The organism is Vibrio sp. S11_S32 (assembly GCF_014694465.1).
Lineage (GTDB): Bacteria > Pseudomonadota > Gammaproteobacteria > Enterobacterales > Vibrionaceae > Vibrio > Vibrio algicola.
This window is the reverse complement of sequence record NZ_JAAUWS010000012.1, coordinates 40,468-58,343: the sequence shown is the minus strand read 5'-3', so window position 1 is coordinate 58,343 and position 17,876 is coordinate 40,468. Positions and strand designations below refer to the sequence as shown.

14 protein-coding genes and 1 pseudogene are annotated in these 17,876 nt (G+C 43.2%); 5 read left to right on the top strand and 10 right to left on the bottom strand.

The annotated features are described in order from the left end of the window. Positions 1-927: an endonuclease/exonuclease/phosphatase family protein gene (locus tag HC723_RS08680; RefSeq protein WP_190338787.1), complete on the top strand. Its 927-nt coding sequence runs from the start codon at positions 1-3 to the stop codon at positions 925-927. Between the two features lie 19 nt (positions 928-946). On the opposite strand, the gene HC723_RS08675 is transcribed toward HC723_RS08680, so the two are convergent. From HC723_RS08675 to HC723_RS08665, 3 genes and pseudogenes are all read right to left on the bottom strand, one after another. After that, positions 947-2,500 (bottom strand): NAD(P)-binding protein, encoded by a 1,554-nt coding sequence (locus tag HC723_RS08675; protein WP_190338786.1) that lies wholly within the window; start codon positions 2,498-2,500, stop codon positions 947-949. A 488-nt stretch (positions 2,501-2,988) separates the two neighbouring features. Then, a complete protein-coding gene (locus tag HC723_RS08670) occupies positions 2,989-5,517 on the bottom strand; it encodes an ABC transporter permease (protein ID WP_190338785.1) in 2,529 nt (842 codons plus the stop codon). Then, positions 5,517-6,193: pseudogene (locus HC723_RS08665) on the bottom strand (ABC transporter ATP-binding protein). Before HC723_RS08665 ends, HC723_RS08670 begins: the two are co-directional and overlap by 1 nt. 112 nt (positions 6,194-6,305) lie before the next feature. Between HC723_RS08665 and HC723_RS08660 the strand changes: the two are divergent. Together HC723_RS08660 and fabV are read left to right on the top strand one after the other, a co-directional pair. Next, the gene (locus tag HC723_RS08660; protein WP_446751398.1) at positions 6,306-6,905 is read left to right on the top strand and encodes an arylesterase; all 600 of its coding nucleotides are present in this window, start codon (positions 6,306-6,308) and stop codon (positions 6,903-6,905) included. Between the two features lie 325 nt (positions 6,906-7,230). Next, the gene (gene fabV / locus HC723_RS08655; RefSeq protein ID WP_190338783.1) at positions 7,231-8,451 is read left to right on the top strand and encodes an enoyl-ACP reductase FabV; all 1,221 of its coding nucleotides are present in this window, start codon (positions 7,231-7,233) and stop codon (positions 8,449-8,451) included. Between the two features lie 298 nt (positions 8,452-8,749). Here fabV and HC723_RS08650 read toward each other — a convergent pair whose 3' ends face one another. Then, positions 8,750-9,037 (bottom strand): type II toxin-antitoxin system RelE/ParE family toxin, encoded by a 288-nt coding sequence (locus HC723_RS08650; protein WP_190338798.1) that lies wholly within the window; start codon positions 9,035-9,037, stop codon positions 8,750-8,752. After that, positions 9,037-9,315, bottom strand: coding sequence for a type II toxin-antitoxin system Phd/YefM family antitoxin (locus HC723_RS08645; RefSeq protein WP_178306520.1), 279 nt, complete (start codon positions 9,313-9,315; stop codon positions 9,037-9,039). The genes HC723_RS08650 and HC723_RS08645 overlap by 1 nt, the downstream gene beginning before the upstream one ends. A 254-nt stretch (positions 9,316-9,569) precedes the next feature. Here HC723_RS08645 and HC723_RS08640 point away from each other — a divergent pair, with 254 nt between their 5' ends. Both HC723_RS08640 and HC723_RS08635 read left to right on the top strand, forming a co-directional pair. Further along, complete coding sequence (locus HC723_RS08640; protein WP_190338782.1) at positions 9,570-11,225, top strand: ABC-ATPase domain-containing protein; 1,656 nt, start codon at positions 9,570-9,572, stop codon at positions 11,223-11,225. Positions 11,226-11,484: 259 nt separating this feature from the next. Next, a complete protein-coding gene (locus tag HC723_RS08635; protein ID WP_153448630.1) occupies positions 11,485-11,985 on the top strand; it encodes a YgjP-like metallopeptidase domain-containing protein in 501 nt (166 codons plus the stop codon). A gap of 4 nt (positions 11,986-11,989) precedes the next feature. Here HC723_RS08635 and HC723_RS08630 read toward each other — a convergent pair whose 3' ends face one another. The 5 genes from HC723_RS08630 to HC723_RS08610 all read right to left on the bottom strand — a co-directional run bounded on the left by HC723_RS08630 (position 11,990) and on the right by HC723_RS08610 (position 17,876). Continuing rightward, the gene (locus HC723_RS08630) at positions 11,990-13,912 is read right to left on the bottom strand and encodes a BglG family transcription antiterminator (protein WP_190338781.1); all 1,923 of its coding nucleotides are present in this window, start codon (positions 13,910-13,912) and stop codon (positions 11,990-11,992) included. A 229-nt stretch (positions 13,913-14,141) separates the two neighbouring features. Then, positions 14,142-14,882 carry a 2-dehydro-3-deoxy-phosphogluconate aldolase gene (gene dagF, locus HC723_RS08625; RefSeq protein WP_190338780.1) on the bottom strand — a complete coding sequence of 247 codons (741 nt, stop codon included), beginning with the start codon at positions 14,880-14,882 and terminating at the stop codon, positions 14,142-14,144. A gap of 63 nt (positions 14,883-14,945) precedes the next feature. Beyond that, complete coding sequence (locus HC723_RS08620; RefSeq protein ID WP_190338779.1) at positions 14,946-16,052, bottom strand: DgaE family pyridoxal phosphate-dependent ammonia lyase; 1,107 nt, start codon at positions 16,050-16,052, stop codon at positions 14,946-14,948. Further along, the gene (locus tag HC723_RS08615; protein ID WP_190338778.1) at positions 16,036-17,172 is read right to left on the bottom strand and encodes an amidohydrolase/deacetylase family metallohydrolase; all 1,137 of its coding nucleotides are present in this window, start codon (positions 17,170-17,172) and stop codon (positions 16,036-16,038) included. The genes HC723_RS08620 and HC723_RS08615 overlap by 17 nt, the downstream gene beginning before the upstream one ends. Before the next feature lie 56 nt (positions 17,173-17,228). Continuing rightward, positions 17,229-17,876: a DUF4310 family protein gene (locus tag HC723_RS08610; RefSeq protein WP_190338797.1), complete on the bottom strand. Its 648-nt coding sequence runs from the start codon at positions 17,874-17,876 to the stop codon at positions 17,229-17,231.

Genomic DNA, 17,876 nt, shown 5'->3' with positions numbered 1-17,876 from the left:
ATGCGAAATTTCACCGCTCCAATGCTTGCTTTGGTTTTGTCTGGTTTTTGTGGTTTCTTTGCGCCGACGGTGCAGGCAAATGACTTAAATGTGGCGACTTGGAACTTAGAATGGCTCACGACCAAGCCCAGCCGAAGTATTCCTCAAAGTAAACGCTCTTCGCAAGACTTCGCCCGACTCAATGACAAGTTTGTTGCGATTCAAGCCGATATTTTAGCTTTTCAAGAAGTCGATTCAAAAGCGGCCATCAAAAAAGTGGTGGGGCCTTTTTATCACATCTATCTCTCCGATAGATCTTGGTCATCGAACAAATCCAAGCAATTCTCCGATGTCAATCAATACACAGGTTTGGCTATTTCTAAAAAATGGAAAGTGAGTGATCCGCGCGATCTGATCATGTCACCCAATTCAAAATTGCGTTTTGGCACTTATGTGGTGTTAAAACGGATCGGTGAGCCTAACGTGCACTTGTTATCGGTTCATTTAAAGCAAGGTTGTATTGGCAAGAAATCGCGCAGTAAAAATTGCAGTCAGTTAAGTCAACAAGGTAAGAAACTTAATCAATGGATGCAAACCCGACTTAACAATAAAGAAGCGTTTATTGTGATGGGCGATTTTAATCACAACCTCTCCTTTCACGGAAATTCATCGCAAAATGATTGGTTATGGTTAACGTTGAATAAAGGTATTGAAAGACAAGTTGAATTGGTAACCGCCACCACAGATGCATTTTGTCAGGTGAAATCGAGAAATGATCCTAATGAGCTGTATCGCTACCCAAGCTTGATTGACCATATTATCATCAGCAAACCGGGGCGCGCCTCGCAAGGTAAACAGGTATTGTTTAGCCGAGAAGAAGCGCTATATCATCATTTAAGTGATCACTGCCCTGTTGCGAGCACGGTCGATATCCGTCAAATCGATTAGATACGGCACAGTATGTTGACTAATCATCTCGATTGACACCACCAATATCGGCTAATGCGGTTGGGTAATGCCTTTGCTGTGCTAATTGGAATGCTTTGCTTAATACTTGGCGAAGCTCTAATCGTGCGGACACGGGATCACGCGCAATTGAATCTGAAGCACTCAAATAGCCTTTATTATATAACTCTGCTTCAACTTGTTTCGCCGCTTCAATCGCCGATGACGCTTTTACTATCTCTAAACGTGCATAGTTATCTCCCACAAACGACACACTTGCCGCGCGTAAGGAAATATCACTTCCCGGAACTTGTTGTGCGCCAAATAGTGGTTTTCCGCCGACAGTGGCGCTCGCAAAGCTTGGAATAAACTGCGCCATGTGAGCTATGGCTTTATTGGTACGCTCAATTTGTTGGCTCTCATCCCAACCACGGATCATTTTATTGATCAAATAGGCCGGTAGTTTAGGTTGAGAACTTTCTGCGGTCGATTTAGCCACCCCATCACTAAACAAGGTGATGTCTTCCGTCATCCCGTGCAGTTGAAAATAGCCGTCGGGATACGGTGTTAATTGCGCCATACCTTGCGGGGTTCCACGCTCACCATGAAAAATCACCTCTGGCCACATGCCATCATGCTCTAACCAACGAGACACATAGGCCGCTTTAAATTCAACTAAGCGTGAACGTGGTGCTTTGATCCAATCATCGACCGTGCCAGTTTGATAGCCGGAAGCATTAATCAAATAATCAACTTCAACACTGCGGCTGTGATCCCCCATCCCACTGGTTGGTGAAACGGACGGTTGAAAATGGATATTCCACTTGGTTTTATTGTCTGCATTCCCTTTACCGTCTACATTCGCTTTAACGTCTGCATCGGTTTTAATGTCTGAATTGGTTTTACCATCTGAATAGCAGGATTCATTAACCCCAGTGACGGTGGTATCGGTGTAAACATGACAATTGGGCAGTTGTTGCAGCGAAATGTTCACCGTGGCAGATAAACGAAACACACTTAAGCCATATTCTTGCACCAGCACTACCGGAAACTTCAGGGTATTTAAATCCACTTGTTTGGCAAACGGGATCATCCATTCATCTAAACTTGCTTCACTGATATCATCAGGTTTTGGCACCGCTTGTTTCGCTAACCTTTCAAGATCGTGTTTGGAATATAATTGATAGTAATGATCAGGGTCTCCCAACACTTGATTAGACCGATCGCTCGCCACTAATTGATGGTAAGCCTGTTTGATCACTTCTAAACGCGGCAGTAAATCTTCTGGTTGGCCTTTATCTTGTTTAGGCACGGCAATTACGGTCGGACGTACATTTAAGGTATGACGATATAACTTGACCGTTTCAATTGATTCTTGCAGTAATTGGACACACTGCTGTTGGGAGATCTCTCGATATAAGTTGCCACCCGCATGCAAGTGACAAATCGGTGGACCATCAACCAAGCTTGGTCCACGCTCAAAAATAGAAACGTCTAATCCCAATTCAGCAAAATGCAAGGCGGCGGTTGCCCCTGCAATTCCACCACCAATAATACCAATATGAGGTGCTGACATAGTGTGTTTGATAATCCTAAAGTCATACCTATTTAACTAGGTATATAATCCATAACGAGGACGAGATATTGGTTAAAAGCATAATGGCTGGGATGTCAGCCTAAAAGATTTTTTAGCAAAACGAATAAACAAAAATATCATGCTATTTTTAAGCTAGAAACCACGATTTTTTGCAAAAACCGCCCTTAAAACAACCAGCATAATGCAATATTACAGCAGGTTGTAAACTCCTGTGATTACCCTATCATTTTGGTCAGTTTTTTCGAGGAAAATTTGAAAACTTGTCTACTTTTTTTATGAAAAATAACGCAAATATAGCTTGACTCAATCTATTCACTTTTTTGATTTTTAATAAATGTGTATAACCAAATTTCTCTAACAATGACAGCACGTGGCTTTCAAGCCGACCCCCTCAAAAGTACCTGTGAGTTATCCCAATATTTATCCACCGTTTTTGTGGATAACTCACAAACTATTCCACAAAGCAGTTAATCGTTTACTTTATTCATAGGCACCAACAATTGGCTGATCAGTGTTTTCAGCACCAAAGCTAAAGTAACAAAAGCCAATGCTGGCAGACTGAACCACAACCCCCAATGCCAAGTAGGTTCTAACTCAAATCCCCATTTCATGATGCTGGCGACACTTGCTTCTGCCCCAACACAGGCCACTAAACCGGCAATCAATGCCATGATGCCGTATTCATACCACACAGTGCGGTTAATACGTTTACGACTGGCACCTAAAGTTCGATATAAGCGGATTTCTTGCTGACGTTGCGACAAGCTCAACCGCAACAAAGTAAAGATCAGCAACAATCCTGCGACTACCCCTAACCCCGCCAATACGGTGATCGACCAAACAATTTGAGTCAGTAGCACTTGGATTTTCCCCGCCATGGTTCGAATGTCCATCAAACTCACAGTTGGGTAATCGCGCGATAATGTATTTAAGAATAAATTGCCATCGAGCTGCTCAGTTTCAACCTCCATGTTTTTGCTTTGAGGCGCTTTAAAACTCACAAGCCAAGTACCAGCAATATCTTTTAAAACATCAGGGGTGAAAATAAAGTAAAAATTGGGCTTCATTTCACGCCAATGCACTTTTCGAATCGTATTCACCTTAGCGCTAACGGTTTGACTGCTGATCACAAATGACACGGTATCGCCAATTTTTAAGCCCAAGTCATCAGCAACACCGGACTCAACTGACACACTGCCTGATTCACCCCATGTGCCTTCGAGCAAATCATTACTTTGCGGCAATGAATCGGCCCAAGTAAAGTTTAACTCGCGGCGCAGAGAATCACTCTTATCTTCACCATGGGCATATTCTTTCGCGTCAACGCCATTGATCTGACTAATGCGGCCTCGAATGATCGGATAGGCTTGCGAGCGGATCAACTTCGCCTGATCTAACTGTTGTAGATAGGCGTCTTTTTCATGATCGGCAATATTAAGAGCAAACACATTCGGCGCATCGGGCGGCAGAGTTTGTTGCCAGTCACTGAGTAAATCATTGCGTACCAACCAAATCATAGCAATCAACATTAATGATAAGGCTAATGCCCCAAATTGAATGCCACTGGCAAGCGAGGAGCGATTAATCCGACTTAATGCCAACTTTAACGCCGGTGTGGCGGGTAATCGTTGTAATAAGCGAGCTACCCCAAGGCTAATGATCGCCAGCAATACAAACAGTACCATAATACTGGCAAGCACCATCCACACTAAAACATTACTGCCATACGCAAGAATTAATAACACGAATGGCAGTAATACTAAGCTCCATGCTTTTTTCGATATTTTGGCCGCTGAGTCTTGCATAACAGACGCGGCAGAGGTGTTAAGTAAACCTAATAACGGGATCCCTAATGCTGGAATACCAATGGCAAGACAAGTACCGATAGAGAAAACCAACGGCATCCAGCCATAGCTTGGTAGCGGATCTGGCAATACGTCGGTTAATGGAATGCGTAATAAAACTTCTAATATCACGCCAATCACCATACCAATCACAAACAAACTGCCAATTTGCAATGACAGCCAACGGATCAGCCACTGTTTTTGTGCACCTAAACTTTTTAACATCACAATGGTTTGACGACGACTGGCAACATAATGCTGACAGGTTAACACTAAGGTGATCGCCGCCATAACAATCACAATCGCCACCGTTAATGATAAATATTGTTTTGTCCGCTCAAAAACTTCCGAGGTACGGCTCTGTGAATCTTGATCGATCCAGCGATCGCTTGGGGTCAGTTCAATCTGCTTCTTAAGTGCGTCTATTTGGTTTTGTGAGGCGTTAATAAATAAGCGAAAGCTGACGCGACTCCCGACTTGCACCGCGCCCGTTTTGGCTACATCCGATTGATGAATATACACACTGGGCATTTGCTGGAACGGATTAAAGGCTAAACCAGGCTCTTGTAACACCTGCCCTGACACCTTGAAATCGGCATCGCCAATCGTGACATTGTCACCAATTTTAACTTGCAGTTGATCCATTACCCGAGGTTCAAGCCACAATTGATTGTTATTAACATGATTTGAAATCGAGTTATCGCCTTGTGAGACTGATTTTGGTTGTGATGCTTGTTTCTTTTGTGCTCTTTTTTTTCCTTGCAATAACATTTCACCACGTAATGGATAAGCCGAATCCACCGCTTTCACCGTCACTAATTGCATACTGTTGTCGCTAAATGCCATGGTGGCAAAACGGGTTAAAGTCGCGGTTTGAACCGATTTTTTCGCAACATCATCTAGTAACGTTTGCGGCAAAGGATTGGATGAACGAAAAACAGTGTCAGCAGTTAAAGCATTTTTACCTTGGTTCATCACCACTTGATCGAGCCTATCGGCTAAGGCTGCAAGTCCAAACACACAAGCAATGATCAAAGTAAGCGCCATCGCCACTGGCCATAATTGACCATGCTTGATTTCGCGCCAACTCCACTTTAATAAGGCCTTATTAGGCAGAGACCCCGTGTTCGCGGAGTGATGAGAATTACCCATTATTCGCCTCCAGTGGTTTTTTCTTCTAAATATCCCGCTTGCATCTGGAAAATACGATCGCAACGTTGCGCCAGTTCATTATCATGCGTCACCAACACTAATGTGGTGCCATGCGCCTGATTCAATTCAAATAGTTGCTCAATAATTTTAGTGGCAGTGATCTGATCTAAATTACCGGTCGGTTCATCGGCAAACAAAATTTGAGGTTTGATCATAAATGCACGAGCCAATGCAACCCGTTGCTGCTCACCACCCGATAATTGGCTTGGAGTATGATGTATACGAGCCTCAGCCCGACTTCAGTTAACAATGCAGTCGCACGTTGAATGTCTTCTTTCTCACCTTTTAACAAACAAGGAAGCGTGACATTTTCTAATGCCGATAATGTGGGAATAAGCAAAAAACTTTGAAACACAAAACCAATTGCATCACTTCGAAGCGCCGCTCTGGCTTCATCATCTAAACTCGATAACGGTTTCCCCAGTAAACTGATCTCGCCGCTGGTGGCGGTATCTAGCCCTGCCAGCAAGGTCATTAAGGTCGATTTTCCTGCGCCAGAAGTCCCCACTAATGCCACACTTTCCCCTGCATTAATGCTCAGCGTTACATGGTGTAAAATCGTGAGTTGCTCTTGTTTGGTGCTGACAACTTTTGCAACGTTTTGCGCCGTGATCACCGCTACCTTTTTAGGATCTGACGCGGTAGACTCAGAGTTAAGAGTCGATGTTGTTGCAGATGAATGAACGATAGGTGATTGAGACATGATGAGAATATTCTCCTTAATGATAATGCTGTGTGTAACATCCTTAACACAGATAAATATGGCGCAAGCAAGCCAACAAAATCCAACGATTTTAATCTTGGGCGATAGCTTAAGTGCTGGCTATCAAATGGCAATCGAGCAAAGTTGGCCGTCATTATTACCGAAAGAATTAAAAACCAAAGGCATTAACGCCACGGTGATAAATGGCAGTATCTCTGGTGATACATCGGGTAACGGATTAGCTCGCCTGCCGGCATTATTATCACAACATAACCCAGATTGGGTGGTGATCGAATTAGGCGCTAATGATGGGTTAAGAGGCTTTCCCCCCGCGACCATCAGCCAAAACCTCACTCAAATAATCAAATTAAGCCAAGGTTCCGGTAGCCAAGTAGCATTAATGCAAATTATGGTTCCGCCGAACTATGGTAAACGTTATACCCAAGCTTTCTCTAATTTATACCCTGAATTGGCCAAACAACAAAACATCCCTTTGTTACTATTTTTCTTACAAGATGTGATCGTCAAACCTGAGTTAATGAAAAAAGATGGACTGCACCCAAAAGCCGAAGCACAACCGTGGATCGCCCAGTTTATGGCGACTCAGCTGCAACCTATTCTATAAGTTCAGGTTAAAATGATCCAAGTTCACACAAATTTATAACAGTTATGCAAATCGTGACTTACGCCATATCAATGTGATATGGCGTTTCTTATTCATGATCTGAAACAATTTAATCACATTTATTCAAAAAAAATGCCCTTTATACCTGTTTGGCGCAATAAATTTATCGCTAAACCCTCCTATTCTAAATTTAGAACTTTTCTCATTACTTTTTCAAAGGTAACCAAATCGATTGAATTTACTGTTATTGAGCCGATCTCAATGATTTCACAAGCCGTAATTTCAATTCAAGATGGTTACACCAATTAGATAAATAGGATTCAACATGATCATTGAGCCCATCATTAAAGGCGTTGTTGCCCGTTCAGCTCATCCTTATGGTTGCGAAGCGGCAGTAAAACAACAAATCGAATTCGTAAAGCAAGCTGCTGCTATTAAAAATGGTCCTAAGCGTGTCTTGATTTTAGGCGCTTCATCGGGCTTTGGTTTGGCTTCTCGTATTGCCCTTGCGTTTGGTGGCAGTCAAGCCGATACCATTGGGGTGTCTTTTGAGCGTGGCCCATCAGAAAAAGGAGTCGGCACCGCAGGTTGGTACAATAATATCTTTTTCAAAAAAGAAGCCGAAAAAGAAGGTCGCATTGCGATTAATATCGTCGGCGATGCATTTGCCAAACAAACACGCGCCCAAGTGGTTGAAGCGATTGAAACTTACTTTGAAGGTGAAGTTGATCTGGTCATTTATAGTTTAGCGACTGGAATGCGCCCAGATCATAAAACCGGAGAGAAATGGGTCTCCAGCATCAAACCAATCGGTGACAGCGTCACTGGTGCAAGCGTGTTATTAGAAGATGACTCATGGCATGAGAGCACGGTTGAAGCGGCAAGCGATGCTGAAATTGAGTCAACCCTCAAAGTCATGGGCGGCTCCGATTGGGAAAGTTGGATTGACGATTTAATTAACAGTGAATCTTTGGCTGAAGGCTGTAAAACCGTGGCATTTTCCTACATTGGCAGTGAGATCACCGCCCCTATTTATCGCGATGGCACGCTAGGTTGGGCCAAAGTCGATTTACATCAAGCCAGTCATTCTTTGAACTTAAAAATGAGCAACTTTAATGGTTCTGCGCACGCCAGTGTGTGTAAGGCATTAGTGACTAAAGCCAGTGTCTTTATCCCTACTTTAACGCCTTATTTGATTGCGCTGTATAAAGTGATGAAAGAAAACGGTACTCATGAAGGTTGTATTGAACAAATGCAGCGCTTGTTTACCACCAAACTTTATAATCATGCGCTAGATGGAGATGTCCAACATGATATTCCGGTTGATGCCGAACGCTTGATCCGCATCGATGATTGGGAACTAGATGACGCCACTCAAGCGCAAGTTAAAGCCATCGTAGACAATATGACTGCGGATAACTTTAAACAAATTGGCGACTATCAAGGCCTTAAAAAAGAATTTATGCAAATCAATGGTTTTGATTTTGATAATGTCGATTACAACCAAGATATTAGTATTGATGAATTACAAGCATTGGTGGACTAAGTTTTACATAATTTTTCTGACAAGGCATAAGTACGCTCGAGAAAGAGTCGAACAAGTTCCAGTTCGACTCTGAGCGACACTTGCCTGAGGATACTATCCTCTGATCAAAAATTTGGATTTTTCATGTTAGGCGCATAACACTTTCCAAGATGAAAGAGATGACCAGAAAGATTGATTAACTCGGGTATTGAAAATTAACACTACATTAAGTGGTTAACGGTGCGTGCAAAAATCAAGCAAAACTAGATCAGCACACTTTCGCGAAACCAACAGAACCTTTTTTGCTGCAAACTCCGTGTTAAAAATCGTTTTCAGTTAATATCTGACGACAATTACGAATCGTCAATACACGGACTTCCACACCTACACTGTAAATAATACGATAATAACCAAACAGAATTTCACGATAATTTGTGTGTGGCATTTCTGGAACCATTCGTCCCATTTCAGGCATAGTTCCAAGTGAATTTGTTTTGTCGAATACTTCATTTACCCATTTTTTAGCCGTTGCAGGGCTATCTAAAGCAATAAATTCAGCAGCATCACCAAGCTTTTCAAGAGCCAATGGAGACCAAACGACTTTCATCATTTAATACGCCCTAATACTTGATCTCGAGCCTCTTCATTAGATACACCTAAGCCAGAAGCGAATTGAGCTTCTGCTGTTCGCAATTCTTCAAGTAACTCTATTTTTTCTTGCATTGCTTCATATTCAGCAACATCAAGTACAACAGCGACACCTTTACCGCGTTGAGTAATGACAAGAGGACGACGGGTTTCATTTATTTGCTTAATAAATGAGGTGACACCAGCACGAAATTCAGAAAGAGGCTGAATATCTTGATCGAAATGTATACGGCTCATATCAAACTCCAGAAGGTACAAAATAACGTACAAATAATAGTTCAATTGCATTTTTTGAGCAAGAATTCAATTTAGGTGCACTAACGCGTAACAAAAAAAGAATCCAATACCTACCCCTAATATCGACCAATTCACAATGATCTTGCCGTGTACACCGATGGGCTTTATATACTTAAGCTCTTCGCCTAAATCCCAATTCAGGTTATACTGAGCGGCTAAATTTTGCCTCATTATAAAAGTGAAACTGATAATCTATGGAAACCCTGATCTTCGCGCTGAAAAACATCGAAAAACAAAACTATCGTGCCTATCAACAAATCAAGGGACAATACGATTTTACTGACTTCGATCTTTTTATCGATACGGTTCAAGGCGACCCGCATGCCACCGCTTCTCGATTGCGAGCTAAACGAGCTTGGTCATTAACCGATCTCAAATGGTTACTAGAAGAATCAGAAGATTATCAACGTTCTGCGCGTGATTTCATTGCTCGCTATTTTTCCAAATTAGCGCAACCTGAAGCGACAGTTGATATTGCATTTAATGGCCAAACGATTTTAGATCACACCGCGGTATTATTCACTGAACAAGGAATTGAGCTGCGTTTTCGCGTCAATTTACCTGCCGATGGTCGTCAGATCTTAGGTAAAAAAGCGATTAACATTTTGACCTTCCACCTGCCAAAATTCATTCGCCGCGCCACTCTTGCGCGCGAAATTGATATCGAGGCATTAAAACGTCATTGCGAAATTGCCGAAGACCAAGCCGCGCTACGCAGTCAACTGGCCGCCAATAACTTAGTGGCATTTGTGGCCGATAACAGCGTTTTACCTCGCGTATCTGGCGATTGCGATTTACCGATGAAAGATGCCATCACTTTTAGCGCGCCAGATTCTTTAGCGGTCACCTTGCATACTCCGCATCGTGGTCATATCCGTGGTTTAGGTATTCCCAAAGGGATCACTTTGATTGTTGGTGGTGGTTATCATGGTAAATCGACCCTACTGACCGCGATTGAGCGCTCTATTTACGATCATATTCCTAGCGATGGACGTGAATATATTGTTACCGATCCACAAGCGATGAAGATCCGCGCCGAAGATGGTCGCAGTGTGCACAACTTAAATTTATCCAACTACATTAATCATCTGCCAATGGGCAAAGACACCAGTGATTTCTCGACTCAAGATGCTTCCGGTTCGACCTCACAAGCGGCGTGGTTACAAGAGTCCCTTGAAGCCGGCGCGACTACGATTTTGATTGATGAAGATACTTCCGCCACCAACTTTATGATCCGTGATGAACGTATGCAGGCATTAGTGGCAAAAGGCGATGAGCCTATTACCCCACTGGTGGATCGCATTGGTCAACTGCGCGATCAACAAGGCGTTTCATCGATCATCGTGATGGGCGGCTCGGGCGATTATTTTGATGTGGCCGACACCGTGATCCAAATGCACGACTACCAAGTACTAGATGTAACCACCAAAGCAAAGCAAGTTATTGAACAACACCCAAGCCAACGTAGCCATGAAGTTGAAGGCGAATTGGTGGTTCATCCTTCGCGTTCATTACAAAATGGCTGCTTACAAAAGATCTTAGCCGAAGGTAAATTCCGTATTCAAGGCAAAGGCACTCACACCCTTCGCTTTGGTAAAGAGCACGTTAATCTTTCAGCGCTTGAGCAAATTGAATCGATTTGTGAATTAAACACCATAGGTTGGTTGTGGTTCTTGTTATCGCAGCAACAGGGTTGGAGTGAAAACCCTGCCCAAGCGTTCGAACAGTATCTAGCCGGTGACTGGCATCAAGCGTTACCAAATAATGGCGATTTAGCAAAACCAAGAACGCTCGATGTGATGGCGGCTCTTAACCGTTTACGCAAAGCACAATTTAAAGCTTCCGTTTAGATAAGCACATCGAATTGGCGTTGCTACTGTTAATACCTATTTCATTTAATATTTGATCAATTTGAATACGCAAAAAAGACGCTGATCCGTCCTTGGTCGCTTGAGAAAAGGCCATCCATGGCCTTTGACACTTTTCTCTGTATTCAATTTTGAGCGATCATTAAATTGATGGAATGGGTATAATATGGCAATTAGCAATTAGCAATTAGCAATTAGCAATTAGCAACGTCAATCATCGACCAGATAAAAAGAACAGCCAATGAAAAACAATCCCTCGCTTAAATACCTACAAGGCTATCCGCAGCAAGTCTTAACTCAAGTCGACCAGCTGATCGCCAATGGTAAACTCGAATCGTGGGTGCAAACTAAATACCCTAAAATGCATGCTCTCAAAACAGAAAAAGCCCTGTATGAGTACACCATGCAAATTAAAAATCGTTACTTAAAAAAATCCTCGCCACTTTCTAAAGTCATTTACGATCCTAAAATTCATGTGGTTAATCATGCACTAGGTTTGCACACTTTTGTCTCGCGTAATCACGGCGGCAAACTAAAAGCTAAAAACGAGATCCGCATTGCGTCGATTTTTAAAGATGCGCCCGAACCACTACTCAGAATGTTAGTGGTGCATGAACTGGCACACATCAAAGAAAAAGATCACAACAAAGCCTTCTATGCACTTTGTTGTCATATTGAGCCGGATTATCATCAACTCGAATTTGATGCTCGTCTATTTTTGACTTATAAAGAAATGGCCTAGCTCATCACCACTCTTTCTTACACTTCAACCAACATTGCTTAGCAAAGTGAATAAAAGACGCGAACCCACGGCAGGTAAGCAATGCGGGGACGGCTTTTGAATCCATAAAGGTAACAAACAGTTCGTATAAGCCCATTGCTTCTTCGTAATCTTCTTTTTTAATCGCAAACAAGAAAATCACCTGTGCAATATTGCCATTGCCCCAGTCAATGCCTTTTGGCGCAAAGACAGTATAAACTTTAGTTTGATTGGCAATTAAGCCAACGGTATGAGGTATTGCAATCCCATCGCCCAACATGGTTGAGGTGATTTTTTCTCGCTCCATCACCGCCTCTGCAAATCCTTCTGGTACCACACCATCGTGCGCCAATTCTTGACTCAATAATTGGATCAAATCCGCTTGAGACATCTTTTTATCCAGCACTTTAAAATAACGAGCATCAAAAAAGCTATCTAAAATGTAAGGCGGAGTTCGATAGGTCAGAATATGTTTACTGATTTGGTCAATTTGAAAGGGGGTAGGAACCGGCGAGACCGTTAATACTGGTTTATTTTTATTGGCTAATCGCTCGGTGGTGATCACCACATCAGCCGAAATTTGATCCAAACTTTCATATTCACGAGTCGAGATTGATTGGCTGATCTCCAATTGAGGTAAGGCTCGTTTTAATTGCGATCCGACTAAACGCTGCAACGACATACTGAGGTTACACACTAAAATTGCACTCGGCACATACTGCGCATCTTGGGCGTAATTTCGCTCGAGCCCGACCCCAATATGCATAACTAAATACCCTAATTCGGCGGCGGGAATGGTATACATGCCCCACTGCGTCATCGCGGCGACGGTAATATCATGTGCTAATGGGTAGTAACGCTTAATATGATCCACCAGCGGATTATGCAAAGTGATCTGGAATTTGACTCGAAGCAACATTGTAGTGACATGCGACAACAAATCTTGTTTGAGTTTGTCATCATTTCTTAGATCATAAGAATAGTGCTGATTGATATAATTAAGAAGATAATCAATTAGTTGAAACGGCTCACTTCGCTTATCAAGATAGGAAGTATTAGCACCAATCACACGTCTGGCAGCAATTTGCAGGCACAAATAATCAAGCTCACTTTTGCTCAGTTCTTGTTCTAATAAGCGACTTACCAGATGCGCTAATGCTTTGCCAGTCAGATGCGCTTCTTGACTGATCACCGGCGCACAAAACTCATCAATTAAGTGATGCTGCGAAATTCGATGCAGCGCAATACTGCAATATAAAACTAAATGGTGGATCCCTTCATCGGTTAAATGGATATCATGTTGGATAATTAATGTCAGGATATGCTCACGTAATTGTTGCGCATCCGAATTGGGAAAATATTGTTGATAGACTTCGGATAATGCTTGGTCATCGTGCTGAAATTCAAACAAGACGTGGGCAATACAGGCGCGGATCGCCTGCTCTTTCCCCACCACAGCCAAGCCATGATACGCTTTACTCTCAATGATTAAATCATATTGATTGAGGATCTCTCGCACTTCGACCATATCAGCTTGCAGCGAAGTGCGGCTTACAAACCAAGTGTTGGCTAAGTCGTCTAGCTTACATTCATCTTGTTGCAGCAATAAGCGCATAGTCAGATGCACTATCCGTTCTTTAGGGCTATGTGGCACTTTTTTGCCGCTTTTATCTTGCTTATCTAACTGTGCGAAACGGGCTTGATCGTTAATTTCAAATTGGTAGCCTTTTCCCTTGTAATGAACGATCTCAGCGCCATAACTGGCTAACGTATCATTAAGCGCTGACACATCCGTGCGGATAGTTCGAGTCGATACTTGGCAACGGTGCGCCAATTCTTGTTGCGGTAATATCTGCTCACGCAAGGCTTCAAAAATAATATTTAATCTAGGGTATGCAAGTTGGATCATGGTTTCGCCATACAGAAAGAAGAGAAAAACACCCGATATGACTCAAATCATTTGAGTACACCATAAATAACAAAAGCCCAATTGAGCCATCATTGCTGATAGATCAATTGAGCGATACCCTTACCTATTTGTGGATTCCATTACGCATCAATAAGGATATAACTGAAACGATTTAATTTCATTCATCGTTTGTCTAATAATCTAGAGTCTTAGAACTCGATTGTAGTCTTTATGCCAGTAAACGCTTCACGATATTAAGTAGTGTTTCGACATCTTCCGGACGTGTGTTTCCAGTTGATTTATCAATAATAGAGCTATAGATATGAGGAATAATCTTGGTGACTCCAGCATCTAATGCAATTTGCATAATTTCTTCGAAGTTGTCTAAATCGATGCCGCCCGTAGGTTCAAGCCAAAAATCTTGCTCGGCACATACTTTAGCAATATGAGCAAATTCTTCACGAGAACTCAAGCCGCCCATAGGGAAAAACTTAACTGAACTGCCGCCCATATCTTTTAGCATCGCCACTGCGGTTTCTGCCGGAATAATGCCATCTGGTTTTTGTGAACTCAGTGGTCCGGTTGAGACCTTAACCATACCAACTTTACCGGTTGGTGAAATTAAGCCATTAATAATACTGTGATCTTGACCGCATAATGCTCGGCTCGTGGCAACGCCGGTGAACACTTGGTTTATATGCTGTGGTTGTACCTGACCGGAGATTTGCGACACCATCATAGATTGATTGGGATCGCCCGCGCCTAGTCCAACAGAAATCGCGTTATCAATCCGTTTTGCATACGCTTGCATGGCGTTAACCGCGGTTTCAACATCGGGGTAGTTTTTAGACAACACCCCCACTAATACATGCCCTTCTGCCGCGTCGTAAATGTCTTTAGCGTTATCTTCTGATCCTGCCAATACATTTAGGCATACACGGTTTTTATAAAAATTAGCGTTCAAGTTCATTACATTCTCTCTTATGATTTTTGTTGCTGCCCAACCTTATGAGTAGCATCGAAACAGCATCAATTACTCAATAATAGTGCGCAGTTTTTGGCACACAGTGACCAGTTGTTGCTTTGACACACTGCGTACATCAATTTCAATTTTGCCTTCATTGGCTTTGTAACCACGGCAATACACCGCAGGACTGCCCAGTTTTAACGCTTCAACAATTTGCGGTGTGGTTTTGCCTAATGCCGCTTCATCGAAACTAATTTGCGTGCGGGCGATATCTCGTCCTGCGCTGTCCCAAGTCACGCTTGCTTCAATGCCATTTAGGCGATTAAGCTCAGTCAAAAAATCACCCATCTTGGCGATCATTTCTTCGCCGCTTTCATGATGGCGAGTGTAATAGTCACTAATCGCTTGGGTTAACCCTAAAATGCCTTCTTTGCCAACTTTCATGGCGCGGCCAATTCCGTGTGATTGTAAACGCACCCAGTCTACATATTGTTTGCGCCCGACCACCAAACCACTGGTCGGCCCTTCAATCGCTTTCGCGCCCGAGTACAACACTAAGTCAGCGCCCATGTTGTAGTAGGCTTTTAAATCCCCTTCGGCCGCTGCATCGACAATTAATGGCAAGTTATGCGCTTTGGCCACCGCTGCTGCTTGCCCCACACTCAAGATGCTTTTTTGTACGCAGTGGTGCGATTTGACATAAAATATCGCCGCCGTATTTGGTGTAATCGCCGCGGCTAAATGTTCGGGGGTACACTCATTGGCATAACCGGCCTCTTTTAAGGTGCCGCCACCGAGTGTGACCATAGTGCCGATCGGCGCGCCGAAATTAACGTTATGCCCCTTTGGCAATACAATCTCAGTCGGAACATCATGCGAGTGGGCATGCAAATTTTCTAAACGATATTGATCATCTTTTACGATCACTGCGGCAATAGATTGCGCAATCCCCGCCGAGGCGCAAGACACCACCACCGCGGCTTCTGCTTCAAGCAAATCGGCGATGTATTCACCGGTTTTAATTACTAAATCTTTGATTTCAAAATATTGACTTAAGCCTAGATTGACCGCTTGGGTGACACTGTCACTCGGAGTCGACACGCCTAATATCGTCATGCGACCAGAACCATTAATTACTTCATTTAATTGATATTTGTTATGAATTGAAGACATTTAACTGCACCCCATAATCGGTAATTGTTAACTCTCCAGCCACCATCGCGGCCACTGGCATAAATTGTTGTGTTGCTTGACGTGTTTGTTGCTCGCAATCTTCTAAACTGATTTGCTGTGATTCAATATTGAAAAACGTTAAGTCGGCATCAAATCCTTCCGCTAACTGGCCTTTGAATGTAAAGCGGACCATCTGAGCGGCATTAATCGTCACACAATCAATGATTTGCTCAACACTTAAACCAATATTTAGAAACTTGGTCATGATATGGGCCAAGCTGCGAACTGGCCCTAATTCACGATTTTTACAATAGATATCAGAACTAATAGTGTCGGGATAGATACCTTGTGCGATGGCTTTTTCTGCCACATCGAAGCTAAAACTGGCCCCACCATGCCCAACATCGAGTTTCATGCCTCTCTCCATCGCGGCCTGAACTGAGGATTTAAGCTGGCCTTGCGGGGTAAATATCTTGTTTGGTTTGCCGTTATAGCAATGGGTGACCACATCATTTTCGCCCAGTAGATCCACCACATCATCGAGTTTGGGCGGCGTATTGCCAATGTGTACCATTAACGGCAAACCCCCATTATTGGCTTGCATACGTTTGGCAACTTTAAGCGGTTCAATACCGTTATTTTCAACCACACTGCCACTCATGCGCGCTTTTAACCCCACAACAAAATTGCCATGACGTTGCAATGTGGCGCTGACTAGTCCTTCATCGAGATCATTTAGATCCGCCAATTCATTTTGACGCAGCAAGCCAATTTTGGAGATATTCAACAAGCTATAAACATTGGTTTTCTGTAACTGACTTAATTGGTAGAAATCATCGACATCATTCGCGCCCACACTGCCCGCATCCACCACCGTAGTCACGCCAGTGCTTACCCCAACCCGATCAGGTGTATCGTGGTAAATTGGCGAGTTGGCATAGCAATGGGTATGCAAATCTATCCATCCTGCGCTGACATAGCTTTGTCCTTTAACATCAATGACCTGTTTGGCGTCTAATGTCAGTTGCGTCCCTATCTTGTCTATTTTTCCAGCGATAATCGCGATATCAATTTGCTCACCATTGAGCGTTTTTGCATTTTTGATCAGAACATCACACATAACCCGTACCCGACTATTAATTAAGAAGATTGACTATTTTAATCACGTCTTAATCGTTAGCTGACTAATGGGAACATTGCGCCCAATGCCATTGCGCCTAATACTGCGCCACCGGTAATCGGCTTATTCCAAACATAGAAGATCAACGCGCCGGCAATCGAACCTAAACCAATCGGGATTGAAGCTTGGATAGCTGCCATCACAATCAAAGGACCTAAGAAGCGACCAGAAGAATTACCCGCGCCCATCATCACATCCGCGCCATAAGTTGAGTCACTTTGCCCGACAGTAAACTTCCTCGCCAAGATAATAATTCCGCCAATCACAGCCCCACAAGCAAAGCCTGTAGCAAGTGACAGCGTGAAGTTTTCTAGCGGAGCAACGATACCAAAGCTCAATAATAGCGCCGGAATGCCTAAGCCAACCCCTGTTTGGATCGCGCCGCCAATATCTAAAATACCAACAAGCGAGCCTTCAATAATTCGCGCAAACAAGAAGCTGGCACCAAAAGCGGCTACCGCGCCGTAAGCACCGTTATCCATTGCCGAACCCAACAAGGACACAAACGCCACTTCATTAAATGCACCAATGCGGTACACGTAGTACATGTGAGTACCAGCAAAAATACCGGCCGACAACAGCCCGACAAAAAATGGGAACGACCACTCGGCATACCAAAAATTATTCTTTAGTTTCTCATCCAT

What these genes read in the sequence shown, in the direction of transcription:
- dagF (WP_190338780.1), bottom strand. Translation starts at nt 14,882, where the DNA reads ATGAACTTGAACGCTAATTTTTATAAAAACCGTGTATGCCTAAATGTA.
- HC723_RS08645 (WP_178306520.1), bottom strand. Translation starts at nt 9,315, where the DNA reads ATGAGCCGTATACATTTCGATCAAGATATTCAGCCTCTTTCTGAATTT.
- HC723_RS08610 (WP_190338797.1), bottom strand. Translation starts at nt 17,876, where the DNA reads ATGGATGAGAAACTAAAGAATAATTTTTGGTATGCCGAGTGGTCGTTC.
- HC723_RS08620 (WP_190338779.1), bottom strand. Translation starts at nt 16,052, where the DNA reads ATGTCTTCAATTCATAACAAATATCAATTAAATGAAGTAATTAATGGT.
- HC723_RS08650 (WP_190338798.1), bottom strand. Translation starts at nt 9,037, where the DNA reads ATGAAAGTCGTTTGGTCTCCATTGGCTCTTGAAAAGCTTGGTGATGCT.
- HC723_RS08615 (WP_190338778.1), bottom strand. Translation starts at nt 17,172, where the DNA reads ATGTGTGATGTTCTGATCAAAAATGCAAAAACGCTCAATGGTGAGCAA.
- fabV (WP_190338783.1), top strand. Translation starts at nt 7,231, where the DNA reads ATGATCATTGAGCCCATCATTAAAGGCGTTGTTGCCCGTTCAGCTCAT.
- HC723_RS08660 (WP_446751398.1), top strand. Translation starts at nt 6,306, where the DNA reads ATGCTGTGTGTAACATCCTTAACACAGATAAATATGGCGCAAGCAAGC.
- HC723_RS08635 (WP_153448630.1), top strand. Translation starts at nt 11,485, where the DNA reads ATGAAAAACAATCCCTCGCTTAAATACCTACAAGGCTATCCGCAGCAA.
- HC723_RS08640 (WP_190338782.1), top strand. Translation starts at nt 9,570, where the DNA reads ATGGAAACCCTGATCTTCGCGCTGAAAAACATCGAAAAACAAAACTAT.
- HC723_RS08670 (WP_190338785.1), bottom strand. Translation starts at nt 5,517, where the DNA reads ATGGGTAATTCTCATCACTCCGCGAACACGGGGTCTCTGCCTAATAAG.
- HC723_RS08630 (WP_190338781.1), bottom strand. Translation starts at nt 13,912, where the DNA reads ATGATCCAACTTGCATACCCTAGATTAAATATTATTTTTGAAGCCTTG.
- HC723_RS08675 (WP_190338786.1), bottom strand. Translation starts at nt 2,500, where the DNA reads ATGTCAGCACCTCATATTGGTATTATTGGTGGTGGAATTGCAGGGGCA.
- HC723_RS08680 (WP_190338787.1), top strand. Translation starts at nt 1, where the DNA reads ATGCGAAATTTCACCGCTCCAATGCTTGCTTTGGTTTTGTCTGGTTTT.